At 45.5% G+C, this 16,570-nt stretch carries 18 protein-coding genes; all 18 read right to left on the bottom strand.

Annotation, left to right across the window (positions count from 1 at the left end; translation table 11 throughout):
* Window positions 1–70: 70 nt before the first annotated feature.
* The 18 genes from OCU14_RS02000 to OCU14_RS01915 all read right to left on the bottom strand — a co-directional run bounded on the left by OCU14_RS02000 (window position 71) and on the right by OCU14_RS01915 (window position 16,570).
* Window positions 71–328: a hypothetical protein gene (locus tag OCU14_RS02000; protein WP_261809562.1), complete on the bottom strand. Its 258-nt coding sequence runs from the start codon at window positions 326–328 to the stop codon at window positions 71–73.
* A gap of 149 nt (window positions 329–477) precedes the next feature.
* The gene (locus OCU14_RS01995; RefSeq protein WP_261809561.1) at window positions 478–1,332 is read right to left on the bottom strand and encodes a GH25 family lysozyme; all 855 of its coding nucleotides are present in this window, start codon (window positions 1,330–1,332) and stop codon (window positions 478–480) included.
* Window positions 1,332–1,733, bottom strand: coding sequence for a phage holin family protein (locus tag OCU14_RS01990; RefSeq protein WP_261809560.1), 402 nt, complete (start codon window positions 1,731–1,733; stop codon window positions 1,332–1,334). The genes OCU14_RS01995 and OCU14_RS01990 overlap by 1 nt, the downstream gene beginning before the upstream one ends.
* Window positions 1,733–2,350 (bottom strand): BppU family phage baseplate upper protein, encoded by a 618-nt coding sequence (locus tag OCU14_RS01985; RefSeq protein ID WP_261809559.1) that lies wholly within the window; start codon window positions 2,348–2,350, stop codon window positions 1,733–1,735. The genes OCU14_RS01990 and OCU14_RS01985 overlap by 1 nt, the downstream gene beginning before the upstream one ends.
* Window positions 2,350–2,790: a hypothetical protein gene (locus OCU14_RS01980; protein WP_261809558.1), complete on the bottom strand. Its 441-nt coding sequence runs from the start codon at window positions 2,788–2,790 to the stop codon at window positions 2,350–2,352. The genes OCU14_RS01985 and OCU14_RS01980 overlap by 1 nt, the downstream gene beginning before the upstream one ends.
* Window positions 2,791–2,801: 11 nt before the next feature.
* Window positions 2,802–4,955, bottom strand: a complete 2,154-nt coding sequence (locus OCU14_RS01975; RefSeq protein ID WP_261809557.1) for a phage tail spike protein — start codon at window positions 4,953–4,955, stop codon at window positions 2,802–2,804.
* Entirely contained in the window at window positions 4,946–5,665 is a 720-nt protein-coding gene (locus tag OCU14_RS01970) for a hypothetical protein (protein WP_261809556.1), read from the bottom strand. Before OCU14_RS01970 ends, OCU14_RS01975 begins: the two co-directional genes overlap by 10 nt.
* Entirely contained in the window at window positions 5,665–9,072 is a 3,408-nt protein-coding gene (locus OCU14_RS01965; protein ID WP_261809555.1) for a phage tail tape measure protein, read from the bottom strand. The genes OCU14_RS01970 and OCU14_RS01965 overlap by 1 nt, the downstream gene beginning before the upstream one ends.
* Before the next feature lie 17 nt (window positions 9,073–9,089).
* Window positions 9,090–9,257 (bottom strand): hypothetical protein, encoded by a 168-nt coding sequence (locus OCU14_RS01960; protein WP_261809554.1) that lies wholly within the window; start codon window positions 9,255–9,257, stop codon window positions 9,090–9,092.
* A gap of 53 nt (window positions 9,258–9,310) precedes the next feature.
* Window positions 9,311–9,694: a hypothetical protein gene (locus OCU14_RS01955; RefSeq protein ID WP_261809553.1), complete on the bottom strand. Its 384-nt coding sequence runs from the start codon at window positions 9,692–9,694 to the stop codon at window positions 9,311–9,313.
* 3 nt (window positions 9,695–9,697) lie between these two features.
* Window positions 9,698–10,348: a major tail protein gene (locus tag OCU14_RS01950; RefSeq protein ID WP_261809552.1), complete on the bottom strand. Its 651-nt coding sequence runs from the start codon at window positions 10,346–10,348 to the stop codon at window positions 9,698–9,700.
* A gap of 5 nt (window positions 10,349–10,353) precedes the next feature.
* Window positions 10,354–10,710, bottom strand: a complete 357-nt coding sequence (locus OCU14_RS01945; protein ID WP_261809551.1) for an HK97-gp10 family putative phage morphogenesis protein — start codon at window positions 10,708–10,710, stop codon at window positions 10,354–10,356.
* 311 nt (window positions 10,711–11,021) lie between these two features.
* On the bottom strand, window positions 11,022–11,345 hold the full coding sequence (locus OCU14_RS01940) for a phage head closure protein (protein WP_261809550.1): 324 nt from the start codon (window positions 11,343–11,345) through the stop codon (window positions 11,022–11,024).
* Window positions 11,326–11,592 (bottom strand): head-tail connector protein, encoded by a 267-nt coding sequence (locus tag OCU14_RS01935; RefSeq protein ID WP_261809549.1) that lies wholly within the window; start codon window positions 11,590–11,592, stop codon window positions 11,326–11,328. Before OCU14_RS01935 ends, OCU14_RS01940 begins: the two co-directional genes overlap by 20 nt.
* Before the next feature lie 154 nt (window positions 11,593–11,746).
* The gene (locus OCU14_RS01930) at window positions 11,747–12,970 is read right to left on the bottom strand and encodes a phage major capsid protein (RefSeq protein WP_261809548.1); all 1,224 of its coding nucleotides are present in this window, start codon (window positions 12,968–12,970) and stop codon (window positions 11,747–11,749) included.
* Window positions 12,963–13,652: a head maturation protease, ClpP-related gene (locus OCU14_RS01925; RefSeq protein ID WP_261809547.1), complete on the bottom strand. Its 690-nt coding sequence runs from the start codon at window positions 13,650–13,652 to the stop codon at window positions 12,963–12,965. The genes OCU14_RS01930 and OCU14_RS01925 overlap by 8 nt, the downstream gene beginning before the upstream one ends.
* Window positions 13,633–14,844, bottom strand: coding sequence for a phage portal protein (locus tag OCU14_RS01920; protein ID WP_373875060.1), 1,212 nt, complete (start codon window positions 14,842–14,844; stop codon window positions 13,633–13,635). The genes OCU14_RS01925 and OCU14_RS01920 overlap by 20 nt, the downstream gene beginning before the upstream one ends.
* A 10-nt stretch (window positions 14,845–14,854) precedes the next feature.
* A complete protein-coding gene (locus OCU14_RS01915; RefSeq protein ID WP_261809545.1) occupies window positions 14,855–16,570 on the bottom strand; it encodes a terminase large subunit in 1,716 nt (571 codons plus the stop codon).

Below are 16,570 nucleotides of genomic sequence, written 5' to 3'. Positions count from 1 at the left end.
ATGTGTAGTAATTACAACACGAAACGTGTACTAAAAAAAGATGCCACCTTTCGGTAGCACCTTTCCATTTCTAGTAGTATCCATTGGCCTCATCATCAATCATGTCTTGTGCTTGGCGGTAAGTCATGTGGCTACCTCTGTGCCCTACAACCGAGTAAATAGTACCTTCTGGTTCGTGGTGGCCATTGACGTACCACATGCCTGTTGGGTGGGTTCCTAAGCTGTGACCGTCCTTGTCAAACATGGTTGTGTATTCCTTCGGGGTGTCGTTAACCTCGCGGGCGATTCTACGTGCGGCGGTAGTAATTTCGGTGTTTTCGTTTGTCATGATGATTTCCTCTTTTCATTTATTTTTTTCTTTCTCTCTATGTCTACATACTACACCCTACGTGTAGTAATTGCAACACAAAATGTGTAGTATTTTAAAATAAATAAAAAAAGCCCCACGCCGTTAGACGTGAGGCCATACATTGTTGACTACTTCAATTTCTTTACTAGGCTCGCGTTAGCCGTGATATACATCCCGTTGGCCAGCTTCAGACGGGTAATCTTACCGTACTTCACCACCTTGGCGATATCGAACACCGTGCCCTTCTTATAGTGGTTTTCCTTACGTTTGAAAGCCGTATCGTAGTAGCGGTTGATGCCGGCCCGTGCCTGTACTTGCTTAGCGGCCTTTAGATAAGTTTTCTTCTTGGACTTAGCCTTAGACTTATCGCCAGTCTTAGCATACTTATCCCAGGTAGCCTTGCTACCATAAAAAACATTGAAGTCTAGGTTGCCACCCCATCCACTCAATTTTCCGGCGCTTGTGTACTGGAAAATAGCAATGGTTTTCCAATGCTTGACCGAACCATACATACTCCGGGGATGGTAGCCACTAACTCGGTTGTAATTATTGTATTGAGCGATCCACAGGCCGTAGTTTTTAGCTACTGGGGACCAGTTTAAGCGGTTTTCGTCAGCCAACCCCATATAGATTAGGGGCCGAACTCCGGTCTGCTGGTAGACGTAATCTAACCACGTTTTAGCCCAGGCCACACCTCGGTTGACCGCTGACCCTTCAAAATCTAGTACCAGAATAGCCTTACCAACGGACTTCTTAGCTTTCGATAAGAAATACTTGGCTTCAGCCACTGCACTACCACCCTGCGCGAAATGGTAGATCCCTAGCTTCTTACCCGCTGCTAGTGTCTGTTTGACTTGAGTACCATACTCCGGGTTTAAGTAGTTCGTTCCCTGGGTAGCCTTCACGATAACGAAACTGCCACCAGCCTTACCAACCTTATAACCAGCCTGATAGCTTGCTACATCAATACCATTGAGTGCCATTATTTTTCTTCCTTTCCTGTGTCTTTAGCCATTTTCTCGAATCGCTGTTTTAAAAAACTAGGGATGGGGAACCCCATTACCTGCAAGTTTTCCAGGATTGAAATAGCATATTCTGCGATATAAAAAAGTACCACAGCATTCGATACTGCATCGAACTGTAGCACATCTAAAATCGGATAAATTGTAATCACTAGTAAGATGATTAGTAGGTGTTTCGCTAGGCCACGTAGCCCGCGTGAGCTATCGGCCTTCACTTTGCTACGGTGAGTAAATGACTTGACGATCCCCGTGAGTAGGTCAGCCATGACCGCCCACAAGAAAACTTCAATGTAATAATTATTTACCATACTACTTGCGGCTGTGATTACTAGGTCCCAGCCGAACGGCGCTTGTGGGGGCATTATGATGCACCTTCTTCAACAAATTTATAGAACTCAATGGTAGCAATCTTAGCTTGCGTGTCACTAATCAGTTTGGCCACTTGTGCATCATAATCTTTAAAATCAGCATCGGTGCCACTGATATAGGCGGCAATCTTATCACCAAATGCTTTTACGTCAGAACTTAACTTCCCCATATTGGCATCGTTTAAATCCATCAATTTTTGAACCAGATCGTTGTAGGTGTCAATCTGTTCTTGTGACACATCGGAAACATCGCCAGAAATATCTTTGTAAACAAATAAATCTAGATTGCCAGTAGTGGTACGGTCACCACCCTTAGTGAGTGAAAAATACGCATTCTTATAACGGCCCCCAGCATTAGCCACTGACCCGCTGAAGGTGTACTTAAATTGGCCCGTAGTGGCGTTGGTGATCGTCACATGGGCATCGGTCACACTACTGCCATCCGAACTAATTCCCTCAAACGCCATAGAGTACCCAGTCAGGTCAAACGCCACGCCATCTTTTACGATTGTTCCCTCGATAGAATCGATATTGGCGTCGCCAACTCGAATGAAATTGATGGGGCCTGTGTTGGGTCGCTTGTTTAAATCTAGTTTTAAATTAATTGCCATTATTTTTCAGCCCTTTCTAATGCCTCGATGAGTTCCAAGTAAGCCGTGGCGGCTTCCCCAGTTAACTCCTCATCATAATTTTTCAAAATTTTCAGTAAGTCTTCCGTATGGTTGACGTAAGTACCGCCTTCAATCTCGGTGTCCTGAAGTAGCAGCCGAACACGCTCCCGCTGGTACTCACCTCGCTTAGATGCCCGGATAGCATATTGGCCATCGGCGTTAACGTGAACAGGGTTTTCCTTGCTTATTGGTTTCGTTAAGTCTTCAGGTTCACCATACTCGTTGACAAGATCCATCTCACTGTCACTGAGGGACTCACCAGCCTTGGTCAGTAACTTCACAAACTTCGATCGGGCGATAGAGTCAACACCCTTTAGTTTCAGTGATTGAAGCAAATTCATACTCGGTAACAAATACTCGTTCTTTAATGTAAGTTTCATAATTCCCTCCATTATTTAAGATTAACGGTTATCCATTCCTTGATTGAACCACTAGATCCAATTGAGGTGGGGATGCACAGCGTGTGGCCATACAGCTGGGTGCCAACGATCCTCACATGGCTATATGCTGAATACATCCCGTGATCTAACATATAGAGTTCATTGCCACCTAGTGCCATCCCAACATGGCCACCATCACGCCCAATGGAAGCATAGGTATAGTCATTAAAAGAAATGGGGATAAATTGGATGTGCGCCGCCACTCCGGGGACAACCAAATCACCATACATCGTAATTTGTTTTTGGAACTCTACATTATCACTAAATGTAAATCCGGCTGATATTCCTACTTTCGATGCCGCAGAACTCGTAAGCCATGTAAATACGGTATCAAACGTGCTACTAGAACTGCTCTGTTGATGGCCCCATGCCATGTAATCGCCATGTGGTAGCAAGTCGAATGTTAATCCGTCTACATCACTGTGGCCATCGTACGTATTTGCGTGTATAAAACCAACATTATCACCAGTCAGATCGTTAGAAACATACATTCCATCTGGCAAAATTTGCAATGAAAGTTTTCCACCCGTGTACATATTAATTGCGTTTCTTGAAAGTTGCATGCTATCCAGCTCGCCATTCAATCCCACCAAAATTGACCCAGCGGCAATCTTATCAGCAGTGATTGACCCGGCCTTAATTTCGTTAGCCGTGATAGAGTTGGCCACCAGCTTGTCAGCACTAATTGACCGGGACACGATACTGTTCCCGTTCAAATTAATTACGTTGACGTTCGCGGCGTTGAAAGTCCCATCTACTAAGCTGCTAGCATCATGGCCAGAAATATCGCTGGCAACCTCTTTCCACGCGCTGTCTGTCCACATCCACATGATGACATGACTACCCACTTGTTGGTACCACAAATCGCCTTCCTTGGCCCCCACAACGTCAGTTGGCGGGTTATCGGTTGACCAACCCACGGTGTTACTGTTGTTGGCCGCCTTCATAACCGTGGTTTTATCAATCACTGTGATCTGATTAGCGATGTTATCAATCTTGTGTTCAATATCCGTGCCGCCCCGTAAGGCCGCGCTCGAATAGTAAGACTGTGTGAGATACTCCTGCGTGCTAGGTCGCCATGTGTACCCAGTCATCCGGGCCTTGACGTGTAAGCCATCCTCATCGTGGATAAAGGTAGCCGTGTCGCCGGGGTATACTCGGCTGAAAATCCCGCGGCCCTTGTATTCCTCGGTGTCCTCCAACATCACGACGTTTAATTCATACTGCTCGCCCGGCTGGTCAATGTGGTTATCGCTAAACTCACGCGATGCCGCGGCCCGCAACGCATCTAACGCCTGATCCATCGGCAAGGCGTCAGCATCGGTTGTATCATCCCCATCGGCAGTCACTGAAGTGGTGTCAATCGCCTTGATATCTGAATATTCGATCTTGGCGATTCGGGGGGATGAATAATTATCAATTAGCGGGCTGTCCACATACAGCTCCGGTAAAAATAGCCCATTGTAGCCTTCAGGCATCACCCGGGTAACTGTGTCAGTGAGATCTGAAGTCGCTTTGTACCCCAGCAGATTCTTTCCGTTGCGGAAAACCACACCTCTATCTGCCCCCAGTTTGGCCACGTGGTTGAAATGGAAGTTGTCCCATTCGTACTCGCCGCCCCACCGGGACAGGATCGTATTGTCATCGGTACCAATCAGGGCCGCAATCACACTCATCCGCACAATACGCGCGTTAGCGGTATTACCCACCGTTGACTCGTAGGAAAATTCATGAGGAAACTGCGTCTGCGTCATGAGTTGAGCGATAGCACCATCGCCATTCTTCCCCACGATGTTGATATCTTCCACAAAATTCTGCATCAAATCCCAGAAAATGTGGTAGGCGTGCACGGTAAGCACACCCATCGACTTTTCAACTGAATTAATTCTGAAAGCCTGGTCATCGTAGCCAGGCACGGGGGCCGTCACAATCATTTCATTTTCAATGGATAACCCGTGCTTCGCAAATAGTGGGTAATCGAATTGAAGATCGTATTGACTGTTAACGGCCCAGGTAACCGTGTCGTTAGTAACGGCATCCAGTACCCGCCCATTGTGGCCTTGAAAGTCTCTCTCATCTCGTCCATACAGTTGAATCATAGCCATCGCCACCTCCCTTCAATTGTGATTTTACTTGCAGTTCCCAGGTCAATTTCATTATTGCCAGGTGGCAGTACCGGATAGGCTCCGTCTAGTTGTTCGTCGTAAATTGTGGCATCGTCACCATGCACAACAGTTTTCTCCCAGCTATCAACCGTCAGGAAGTCAGATACCTTTAGCAGTGTCAGCACCTCGCCATTGACGGTAAATTTAACTGTTCCCGAACCGTACACAGAAAGTAGCGGCTCGGCATCCACCGTCCCAGGGTTGAAAACTTGGTTGCTCGTACCAGTCAGTGTCACCGGGTCAGCATCGCGATACCAAAACGGGTCTAGTGTGAAAGTAACCGGAACGGTTCCCACCAGTTCGATATCCCCGGGGGATGCCGCATCCACACTGACCTGCTTCACCATTCGGTAGAAAGGCCGGTCATCAGAAAACTTCAGCCGCTTAGCGTTAAGCACCCAGGCATTCAAACGACGCAGAATATCATTGAATCCCTGTTGGCCAGTCAATCCATCGACTAGCAAAGGCACCACGGTAAAGGTGCACTTTACTTCCACGTCTTGCCAGCCTTGAAACTGCGTTAAGTTACCGTGAGTGCTCCCCGGTACCATCGTCGTGACTACATTTCGCTGGGCGGTCGGGATATCCGGTTTGCTGGCCAGAATAATTCCCTGCGATTCGTTGCCAATTTCATCTAAGAAAATTTGCATTAGAAACTTCGCCTCCCTTTGCTAAATCCGGCGGTCACGTCTTGCTGTTTCAGATAGCCACTCATATACGGGCCACTAATCTCGGCAAACGTCCTACCATCAATATTTAAGATAATCGGTTGTTGGGAACCACCGCCCATAGCGGCGGCGATACCCTTACCAATTCCGCCCAGTGTTTCGGCGTTAAGTGGTATTGCGGCTTCAGGGCCATCATCACCGGCACCTTTAAGCTGGCCACCGGAACTACCAAAGATTGTTGGCTGTGTGAAAATACCACCCTTTGCATACCAGTCAACTCCAATGTGTGGTACCGAAGGTGGCTTCAAACTAAATGATCCATTCAACCTAAAGTGAGGCATCGGCGGCATCTCAAATCTTGGAAAGCGTAGGTGCAACCCGCTAAACCAACCTTTAATCTTATTAATAATTCCAGAAATCGTATTGGCAGCGGCCTTGATTGGTGCTGTCATGGCAGACTTAATCCCATTCCAAACACGTGAGGTCACTGACTTAATGCCGTTGAAAACAGAACTGGTAACCGATTTAATCGAATTCCATACAGATTTAACGGTGTTTTTAATGCCGTTAACCACTTTCGTGATAGTGCTTTTAATCGAATTCCAGACACTTGAAACCACCGATTTAACAGCTTTGAAAACAGAACTAGTGGTACTCTTTACAGCATTCCAGGCAGTCTTAACCACGCTCTTAATTGAATTAAGAACCTTTGTAATAACACTCTTAATCGAATTCCAAACACTCGATACTACCGACTTAACAGCTTTGAAAACATTAGACGTTGTAGACTTTACGGCGTTCCAAGCGGTCTTAACAGCCGACTTAATCGGCTTTAAGACGCCATCAATTGTCCTCTTAATGGCATTCCACACGGTACTTACCACGCTTTTCACTGCGTTGAAAACTGTACTGGTTACTGATTTAATTGCATTCCATCCAGCAGATACACCAGATTTAATTGCATTAACCGCAGCCAATACTGGGGTCTTGATACCATCCCAAACAGTCAGGATGACACCTTTAATGATTGCCCAGGTTTCCCTAGTAATCCCCAAAATAACGTTCCAAGCAACCGTGATAATCCCTTGAATTACTGAAACTACGGTCATAATCACGACCTGAATTGCTTCAAAAACCGTTGTCACCACACCTTTAATTGCATTAAATACTGTGCTAGTGACTGTCTTAATAGCATTCCATGCTGTGGTGAAAATAGTTTTAAACAGGTTCAACGTTGCTTGGAAGTATGTTTTAATTCCGTCCCAGACGGCCGTAGCCACTCTGGCAATGCCTTTCCAAATACCTGAAAGAAAGTCCTTAATGCTATTCCAAACATTAGTAGTGACCTCTTTAATCTGTTTCCAGTGAGTCACAATGGCAACAACTAGGGCTACCACTGCGGCAATTGCAAAGACCCAAGGATTTGTCATAACGCCAGAAAGAACCGAAAATCCAGCTTTGACGGCAGCCAACGTCTCTGGAATCTTACCAATTGCAATCATTAACTTACCAACTGTAAGGATTACAGGCCCAATAGCTGCGGCCAATCCGGCAAAAACCAGAACCATCTTTTGCGTACCTTTATCTAAATTTGTAAATTTATCTACCAAATTACCAATGAAATCAGCGACTGACTTAATTGCTGGGGCCAGAACTTGTGTAATCTTAATAGCAGCAGATTCTAGAGAACCCATCATTGCATCAATTGATGCCTTGGAACCCTTGTTCATAGTGTCAGCCATCTTTTTGGCCGCACCATCAGAATTCTTAAAACTATTCGTGAGTTTATTCATCTTATCAGGGCCAGCATTGACTAAGGCCATCATCCCTGACATTGATTCCTTACCAAACAGCGTAGACATGGCTTGCGCCTGTTGTTCCTTAGTTAACCCCTTAAATCGTTCTTTCAGCATACCAACGATACTAGCTAATGGCTTCATCTTTCCTTGCGAATCGAAGAAACTCAAATTCAATTCGTCCATGACTCCACTCATTTTCTTTGTGGGGTCAGCTAATCGTGCCATTGAGCTTCGTAAAGTTGTCCCGGCCTGGCTACCTTTAATCCCAGAGTCTGACATGATACCAACGGCGGCCGCAGATTCCTCAATAGAAATACCCATTGCTTTAGCGACTGGTGCGACATACTTCATCGCTTCACCCATATCACCAACTTCTGCGTTGGTCTTAGCGGCGGCTTCGGCAAAGACGTTAGCGACGTGGCCAGACTGATTAGCATTTAATCCGAATCCACGTAAAGCACTAGCGGCATATTCTGAAGCTTTCCCAACGTCACCACCAGACACGGCGGCAAGGTTAAGAACCCCAGGCATGGCCCCCATAACTTCCTTAGCACTGAAACCAGCTGATGCTAGGTTTTCCATACCCTCGGCAGACTGCTTAGCATTAAATACGGTCTTGGCCCCTAAATCAACAGCCTGGTCGCTAAGTTGCTTCAGTTCTCCTGAAGTAGCACCCGAAATAGAACCAACTCGGTTCATCTGGGCTTCAAAATCACCACCAGTTTTCACTGCGGCAGTTCCTACCGCAACCAATGGAACTGTAAGACCCATAGTTAGTGACTTACCAACAGAACTTACCTTTTTACCGGAAGTTCCAATCCGTTCCATCTTTGAAGCCGTCTCGGTGGACAGTCCGCCTTGTTTCCGAATTGCTTCATTCGTGGATGCCAATTCATTTTTCAAGTTTGCTTCTGAAGTCTTGGCCTCATCAACCTTGGCCCGCATTTCATTAGCCTCCCGGGAATTAGTCCCGTAAGCGGCTTCGGTTTCCTTCAGTTGCTTCTCCAGATTATCGACTTGCTTAGCCGTTAATGCAGTCTGTTCAGTGAGCTTACGCTTAGCTAGGGCGTTCTTTTCGGCATTAGTGGCATCTTTACCCAGTTCGGCCTCTTGGCGTGTGTAGGACGCCGTTAACGCCTTTTCCTTGGCCTCTAAATCTCCAGCTTCATTCTGCAAACCAGACAGCTTTTCCTTAGCGGCCAGGGCGGCCTTACCTTGTTCAGTCAGCTGGCCATTAACCTTATCCAATTGAGAACGCAGTGAACTTTCAGCCCGTTCAGCATCGGCGATTTTACCTTTTTGCTTTTCCAACGCGGCTGTACTTGTGTCAGAACTCTTGGCCATCTTCTCGTATTGTTCTTTGAGAATCTTAGTCCGCTCACCAGCGGCTTCCAATTGGGTAGCCAATTTCTTCTGCGTGGCAGCCAACTTGTCAGCAGCTGAAGAATTGTCCTTCATAGCGGCGACTTGCGCTCGGTATTCCTTGGCCGCAGTATTCATGATGGCATTGATATCCTTCACAGTCTTATTGAAGGCTACCGCACCATCGGTTTTAAATTTCAAAACCACATTCGAAAGTGAATCACTCATAAATTTTTACCTCCTCTCTAAAAGAATGGAATCTGATCAATTGATACTTCTTTGACCTGTTCTGGTTGTTGCACGGCATCTGGGTTATTGACCTGAAGCCACAGAATATACGACTTCATCCAGTAGTTCGGTGTTGCATCCAGAAACTCTTCCTGTGTCCAATTGAGTAATCCAGCAACATACAAATAAAACTCCCAAGGATCGTCTTCGACCGGTTGGGAGTTCGTATGTTGCTTATTTATTTTTTTGCGCCTAACTTCTCCGCGTCTTCGGGCTGAAAAGCACTAGCGCTAAACACGTTCATGGCCTTTTCGTAAATAGGTTTCAAGTCGTCAAAACCAATTGCGTTCATCAATTCATCTGGGGTAGTCTCAGTACCACCGCTTCGAACCATGGCATAAATCAAGGCATTAACCAGCTTTAAACCAGCTGTATCTAGTGTCTGCGTTTTCTTCTTCAACATCTTATCGAAGTCGGATTGAAAACCAGCAAAACTCTTACCATAAGCTTCTTGGACATAATCCATTGACTTCATCGTAAAAGCGATTGGAATTTCCACACCTTGAATTGTGATAGTTTCTTGCTTGGAAACTTTAGGTAATAGATCTTTTAACTTGGCCATATATTAACCCTCCGATGCTGGTGTCGTAGCCGCGCTAACTGCCGCCGCCAATGATTCTTCATCAAAAATAACCTGCTTGAAAAAGTTCTCAATGCTAAAATCGGCCGCAGATTCCCGCATAGATGAATACTTAGTTGCGTAAACTTGACTGTTCCGCAAGCCAGCGGCATTCAACGTCATATCTAAGTCTGCTTCCTTGAATTCATCTTCACCGGTTTCCCATTCTTCATTCATAGCTGGGTCAAGGGTGACTGATGGCAACCAAATCCCGTCATGTTCCCCATCTTGCTTGTTGCCAATGAATCCGAAAGCAAATTCTGGGAGTGATTTAGGTGTGGTAGTAGTGAAAGTGACACCATTTTTTGCCACTTCTCCACGCATTAAGTCCAACAGTTCAATTGGGAAGCCTAAGTGAGATACACTGACTTCTACCCCTGTTTCTTGTGAAATAGTCGCGAATTTCTTGGAAGAACCATAGATATCCACAGACTTCCCATTGCCTTTAAATCCAACCTTCTTCAACGTTGGCAATCGCCATACTTGTGTGTCATACGTTGGGGCGCTATTACTAGTTTCGGATGCCGTCTTCATAACCAGGAAGGCATCGCTAACCCCCGTGACTAATTTAACCGTGTCATTTTTCGTGTCAGTCATTTAAATCATCCTTTCATTTTTGACATGATTTTTCGTGTCATAATTTCTTCAATTCGGGAACGGTTCTGTTGAAACGTTCCCCGTGCATAGTGAGTTGCCCGCTGGTAGATCGTCCCATTTTCAGGGAAGATCCAATACCAACCCTTGTCGTCAAACGCAACGTTAACTTCGTTATTTTCGACCTTTACATGAATATGGTCACGGGCATGTTCTTTATTGAGCACCGATTCAGGAATCCGTGGAATTAGTTGTTCCAAATAAAAATCCGCAGCTTCTTCAAGTGCAGAAATAGCAACCGTTTCACCGATATGGATATTAGAAAGCTTCTCGGCTAAGTCTTCAAAACCATTCCCATCACTCATCGATTAACACCCTTACATACGTAAAAAAGTTTGTCACCGTACCATCGTTTTCATCGCCCTGTTGCGACACCCACGGCCGGTGAGGGATGTTGCTCAATAGGCGATTAATTGGCAATAGTTCTTGCTCAGTTCCCATGGTAAAAAGTGAAACTTGATACTCACACAAGGTACTTTGAGACCTAGAACTTCCCCAAACTTCCGAAACTCCGGTACTGGAATAGATCAGATAAGGTAACGGTTCTCCCTTCGGGGCCTCGTCACGAAATAACGGTAAACCGCTCTCTTTCAAACGGCCCCTAAATTCGTCAAAATTAATTAACATACGCTAAACTCAGCTCCATTCTGTTCTTATTCCGCTCCGTATAAATTCGAACAATTTTATATGGGGTGCCATCAATCATCACGCGGCTAGCTTTTTGAGTAATTCTTTTGTCGTATCGAATTAAAATCCGTAGTACAACATCAGTCTTAGCCTGCTTGGCCTGAAACTGCTCAGTGCTAGTAATTCCAATCTCCTCATAGCGCAAGCTACGCACAACCGGCCACGTTTGCACCGAACGATCATACTCATCCAAACTATCTTTTAATGCTAACAGCTGGGCAACCCACTTTAATTCATTCGTTAGCTCCGCCATCAGTCAACACCTCCAACGCAAAAATCGGCTCTAGTGAATTGAGGGCCTCCGAAAGTTCCTCAGTAGCGCTCCGGTTGTCATACATGACAGTTGCCACCATGATGGTTAAGTAGTCCTCACTGTGACCAATTTTCTTAACCACATACTTGTCGGCAGCTGTCTGATAAAAAGACAACATAGAGTCATCCATGCCATCTTCCCAACGAATGTGCGACTTCAAGTCAGCTAGCAAATCTTTCTCAGCCATTGCGACCCCTCCTATTCAGTGGGAACTAACGCCAGTAAATCGGCCTTCAGCGTCACACCGTCATGTTTGATACCAGCGGCATCTAGCCACGCTGTAATCTCGGAAACGGTATTAGCGGTAGTCGGCACGGTAGTTAGTCCATCACTTTGAGGGGCTAGGCTTTTGGGGCGGTAGTTAATAAGGCAAAGCCCTTAGTGGTAAGTAACCCGAAGTCAACGATAGCGTAAGCACCATAATCCGTCTTGCGGGACTTGACGTGGTCTTCCATGGCAACACTCATACCCTCGTTTGTGTTCATAACACCAGTGCCTGCTGCGTTACCGATTAAGATTTCACCGTCCGCTAACCCAGCATCGGCCTTAATTGCACGACCAAAAATGTTACCAACTCCGCCAGCATTCGTATCAGGAACAAAAATTGGGCGATTATTAGTGTCAACAACGTTGGCTAATTGATTCCAAATAGTCGCGTTGTTAGCATAAATTACCGTGCCATTAGCAAGCGTAGAATGGATCAAGGCCATTGCGCCGGTTAAGTCTTGGTACGTGACTTGATTCGTATACGTCTTAATTTGTGGCTTATCAGTTTCTTCATTCAGTAAAGTGATGACTCCCTTGGCTTGCTTAACACCAGTACCGTGGCTAGCACCCACACCCAAGGCAACCCCGATCCGATCGGCAAGTTCCTGCGTTAAGAAGGTGATAAAGTCATTTTCACTCATACTCTTCATCTTCCAGGTAACCGTGGCGACCTTATTCACTTCAAACCCATCCAATACCAACTGACCAAACTTGTTTTCTTCGTCGTCGGCTTGGCCGTCTTCATCAACCCACTGTGCATCCCCGGAAACAATTCCATCGTGCTTGTTGAAAGTTAGCTTCCCGGTTACCGCAAACTTACGAAAATCAGCAAATAATGGATATTCTTCTTCAGCTAACTTCCAGATACCATTAACCACAGTTTGTGGGATCAAGGTTGGCGTATTAGTCGTTTGGTGAGTGAATTCAGCATTGTAAGCTTGGTTTACAGAGTCCAGCACATTTAAATCGTCTGCATCCATTGGCTTGCCCATAGCGAATTTGGCCCAAGCACTCTTATACCGTGGATCTTCTTCGTCACTATCAACCGGCTTGGTAGGAGCAGTAGTAGTTACCGGCGTTAATGATTCACTCGTGGCTTGCACATCCATCGTTGTTGGTGCGACATCAGTCAAGGCATTAAAGTTTGCCTGTGCCTTAGATACTTCTTCGTGTTCGGAATCCATCTTTGTTACTTGGCCCATCAAGTCGTTTGCCTTATCAACATCACCTGAAGTTAAGGCCGCTTGAACCTCTGCCATTAATTGTGCGCGGCTATTCTTATAATCATTTTTAGTCATGTGTGTTTCCTCCTAATTTTAAGTAATTAAATTGAGCATTCAAAAAAGCCAACTGCTCGGATTTATCCAGAGCGATTGACTTCTTTAGGTGTTGCTTTAATTTTTCAATGTTGCGAATCCCACCAAAACTTGCAACAGCAGGAAGTGGTTCCTTTGAATCTTCAAACATCATTCTGTCAGCGAAGCCCTTTCCAATTGCTTCTTGTGGGGTAATCCAATAGGTTGAATCCATCAAGCCAAGGATTTCATCATGATCCATGCCTGTCTTTTCAGCATAGGCATTAGCCAGAGAATCATCAATCGCGGCCAACATATTCTGTGCATTTTCTAAATCGTTGATATTACCAGCCGCAACCGTTGATGCCTTATGAATCATCATGGTAGCCGCAGGACTCATCTCAACAACATCCCCAGCCATGGCAATCAGACTAGCGGCACTAGCCGCCATCCCTACAACTTGGGTAGTAACTTTACCTGAATACTTGCGTAGCATGGTATAGATTTCTGTACCCGCGGTAACTACCCCACCACCGGAATTAATTTCCACTGTAACGGGATCGCCATTTGCATCACCTAAACCGTTTCGGATTAATTCCGGGCTAGCATAATCAATCCCCAAATAATCATAAATCCAGGCTTCATTGTCTGTGACAATATCGCCATTAACTTTCAGTGCTTTCATCGTTCTCCTCACCCCCCTTCAATGGGTCGTTGGCTGTCCCTGTATCTTTCCGAAGTAATAACTCATCCCCGCCAGCAACCGGCGGTAAATTGAAGTAGCCCCGAACCTCGTTGGGTGACATAATCGCCCGATCGACAAATTGAACCAGCTGTAACTTAGTTTGCATGGAAGCATAGCTTAGATCGTTCGATTCAAACACAATTGAGTTACCGAAAGACCGTTGACGCCGGTTAAAAAGCACCCGTGTCCACTGCTCTGACATCTGTCGTAAGAATGGTTCAATCTGTGACTCATAGTAACTAATCCACTGATTTTCCGTATAACTGGCTTGAATAATTGGCTTACTAATGTGAAAAATTGAATAGATTCGTTCGGTAGTAGCCTCCATTTGTTTCTCATTTGGTACGTAGTCATCCGGATGGATTTGTACTGCATCAACTGAACTATCAATCCCAGCGGCACCAATACCGCCATCTGTACTAGCTAGGTAGTTGGCCACGAACTCTTCAGTATTTTTCTTAACGTCTTCCGGTCGCAAAGATTGCTGGTATTTAAGTAGCCACCGGATAACCCCAGATGATTTAATTGCGCTCACAATTCCTTGGTCCGTAGTGTTAACAATCTCCATCAGTGGGGCCAACGTATTCCCATTAGACTCCCCAAAAATATCGTTTTCGTTAAAGTCCTTACGTAAGTGAATGATTTGCGAATAAGGGAAAGTGTAAATCTGACCACTCCGTAAATAGAACCGTAGGAAAAGCGTTCCTTTTGCGTTCTGAAGGGCCTCCACACTATTAGGGGTAATTGGCCAGATAGCATTAGGAAAGCCGTTAGCGTCCTGCTGAACGTATGCAAACGCGTTGTTATTGAGTTCCAACTGCGTAATCAATTTTTCCTGCAACATTTGGCCGGTCATGATTGGATTTGGGTCAGTTAATAGAAACTTGATATAAACGTCTGGGTTCTCGGTAAAACTGTCAGCAGCCCCCGCGCGAATATGTTTGGCCACGGCCTTACCAATTGCGTTTGCCTTGACTTCGATAGCTGACCGTACAATATCCGATTCATAAACTTTACCGTTCCATGAAAAGAAGTTATTTCCAAGCGTGGTCACCATCTTGTAATTTGGCGATACTTGAACACCATGGTCTTCCCGATTAAATAGATTTTTCCAAAATCCCAATAATTTCACCTCCCTTCCCTTAAATTACATTCAAATACTCATCAAGGTATCTGTCGCGCACCACATAGGCATCTAACAGCGCGGCCAGACCATCAATCCGCTTGCGGCGATTATGGCCTTTGTCCGGCTGGATATTCCCGTTTCGATCCACATCTACTGTGGTATTCGACAGGCACCATTTCATGATTGGGTCGTTCCCATAATTTACGCGTTTAGCCTTTAAGTCGGCCGCCAGTGAGTGCATCGGGCTAGACAACGTTTTCTTCCCTTGAATAACCGGCTCAAACGTTTTTTCGCCGTACCGATGCTGTAAATCTTTCACGTAGTACGTTGCTGACCAACTATCGTAGCCGCCTTTAAACAGATAAATATCGTACTTATCTTCAATTTCCTGAAACCAATCTAAAATATCGCGGTAGTAGACTTTGTTTCCTTGGCTAGTCCGCAGTCGGCCCTGGTCTCGCCATAAGACATAGGGGATATTATCTTCCTCGGCCCGCTGTTGCAGTGTATCCTCTGGTAACCAGTACATTGTCTTCACATAAATAACCGGGTCATCTGGCACTTGGAAAATTACAGTAGCCGCGGTCAAGTCGGTGGTTTGTGACAAGTCGGAACCTGCAATTCCGTAACGTGGCTTCAGCTTTGAAATGTCGAACGTGGATTCATTATTCAATTCGTCGAAAGTCAACCATGATTCCGTTGAGGTTTCTCTGATATTAAATTCCTTACACACCAGGTTTTTAACCAATCGATGATTTTTTTTGGCCTTAGCAACCTTTTCGGCCAGCGTCTGCTTGTTTTTGATAGTTCCCAGTCCAGGATTAGCCTTGATCCACATTTCAGAATCTTTCCACTCGTTTCGCTTATCCAACTCGTAAATAAAGAAAATTGAACGGTCATCACGGTAGCCATTCTTTTGACTGTAACCGTTGATAGTCATAACTGCTTCATCATAAATTTGGTCATAAATATCTTCTCGGATTGTACCGGCCGTTGACGTGATCAGCAGTAGTGGCTGGTCTCGCGCTGTGACACCATCCGCCATGATGTTATAAAGGTCTTCACCATTCTTCCACTGGTGAATTTCATCCATCAAAATACAGTTTGGGTTCAAACCGTCCAATGTGTCGGTGTCAGATGCAACAGGTTTAAAATCACCATCGTTATATTCTTCGGAGCTTAGATCGGCCACGCGCCCTCGAATCCGCTTAGCTAACGCCGGCGACTTACGTACCATCCGCTTGGCCTCATTCCAGATAATCTTGGCTTGGTCTTTTTTGGTGGCGACCGCGTAAACTTCTGGGCCAGCCTCACCATCAGCGATTAACATATAAAGACCGATTGCGGAAGCCAGTAAAGACTTCCCATTCTTTTTTCCAACGATTAATACGGCCCGCTGGTATTGCCGGTTGCCATCAATATCGATGAAACCAAAAATGGCCGCAACCATGGCTTTTTCCCATAGTTCCAGCTTGATATGCTGGCCACCCATCTTTCCTTTAGAGTGGCGGCAATAATTCTCAATGAATTCCATTGCGTGATTGGCGCGGCGATTGGAGTAGTAAAACATCAGCGCGTTATTTTTCATGTTCTGAATCAATCGTTGGTATGTGGATAAAATCTTTTTACTAACCACAATATCGCCGCCATTATTTTTGAAGGCATTCCAATACTCAGTAATCGGGTCGTAATCGTCTGGGTAGTGAACCTTCTTATCTTGATATTCGGCCAC

Source organism: Levilactobacillus humaensis, from assembly GCF_024345185.1.
In the GTDB taxonomy this organism is placed as follows: Bacteria; Bacillota; Bacilli; order Lactobacillales; family Lactobacillaceae; genus Levilactobacillus; species Levilactobacillus humaensis.
The sequence above is the reverse complement of the archived record's forward strand: the minus strand, read 5'-3'. Positions and strand labels throughout refer to the sequence as shown.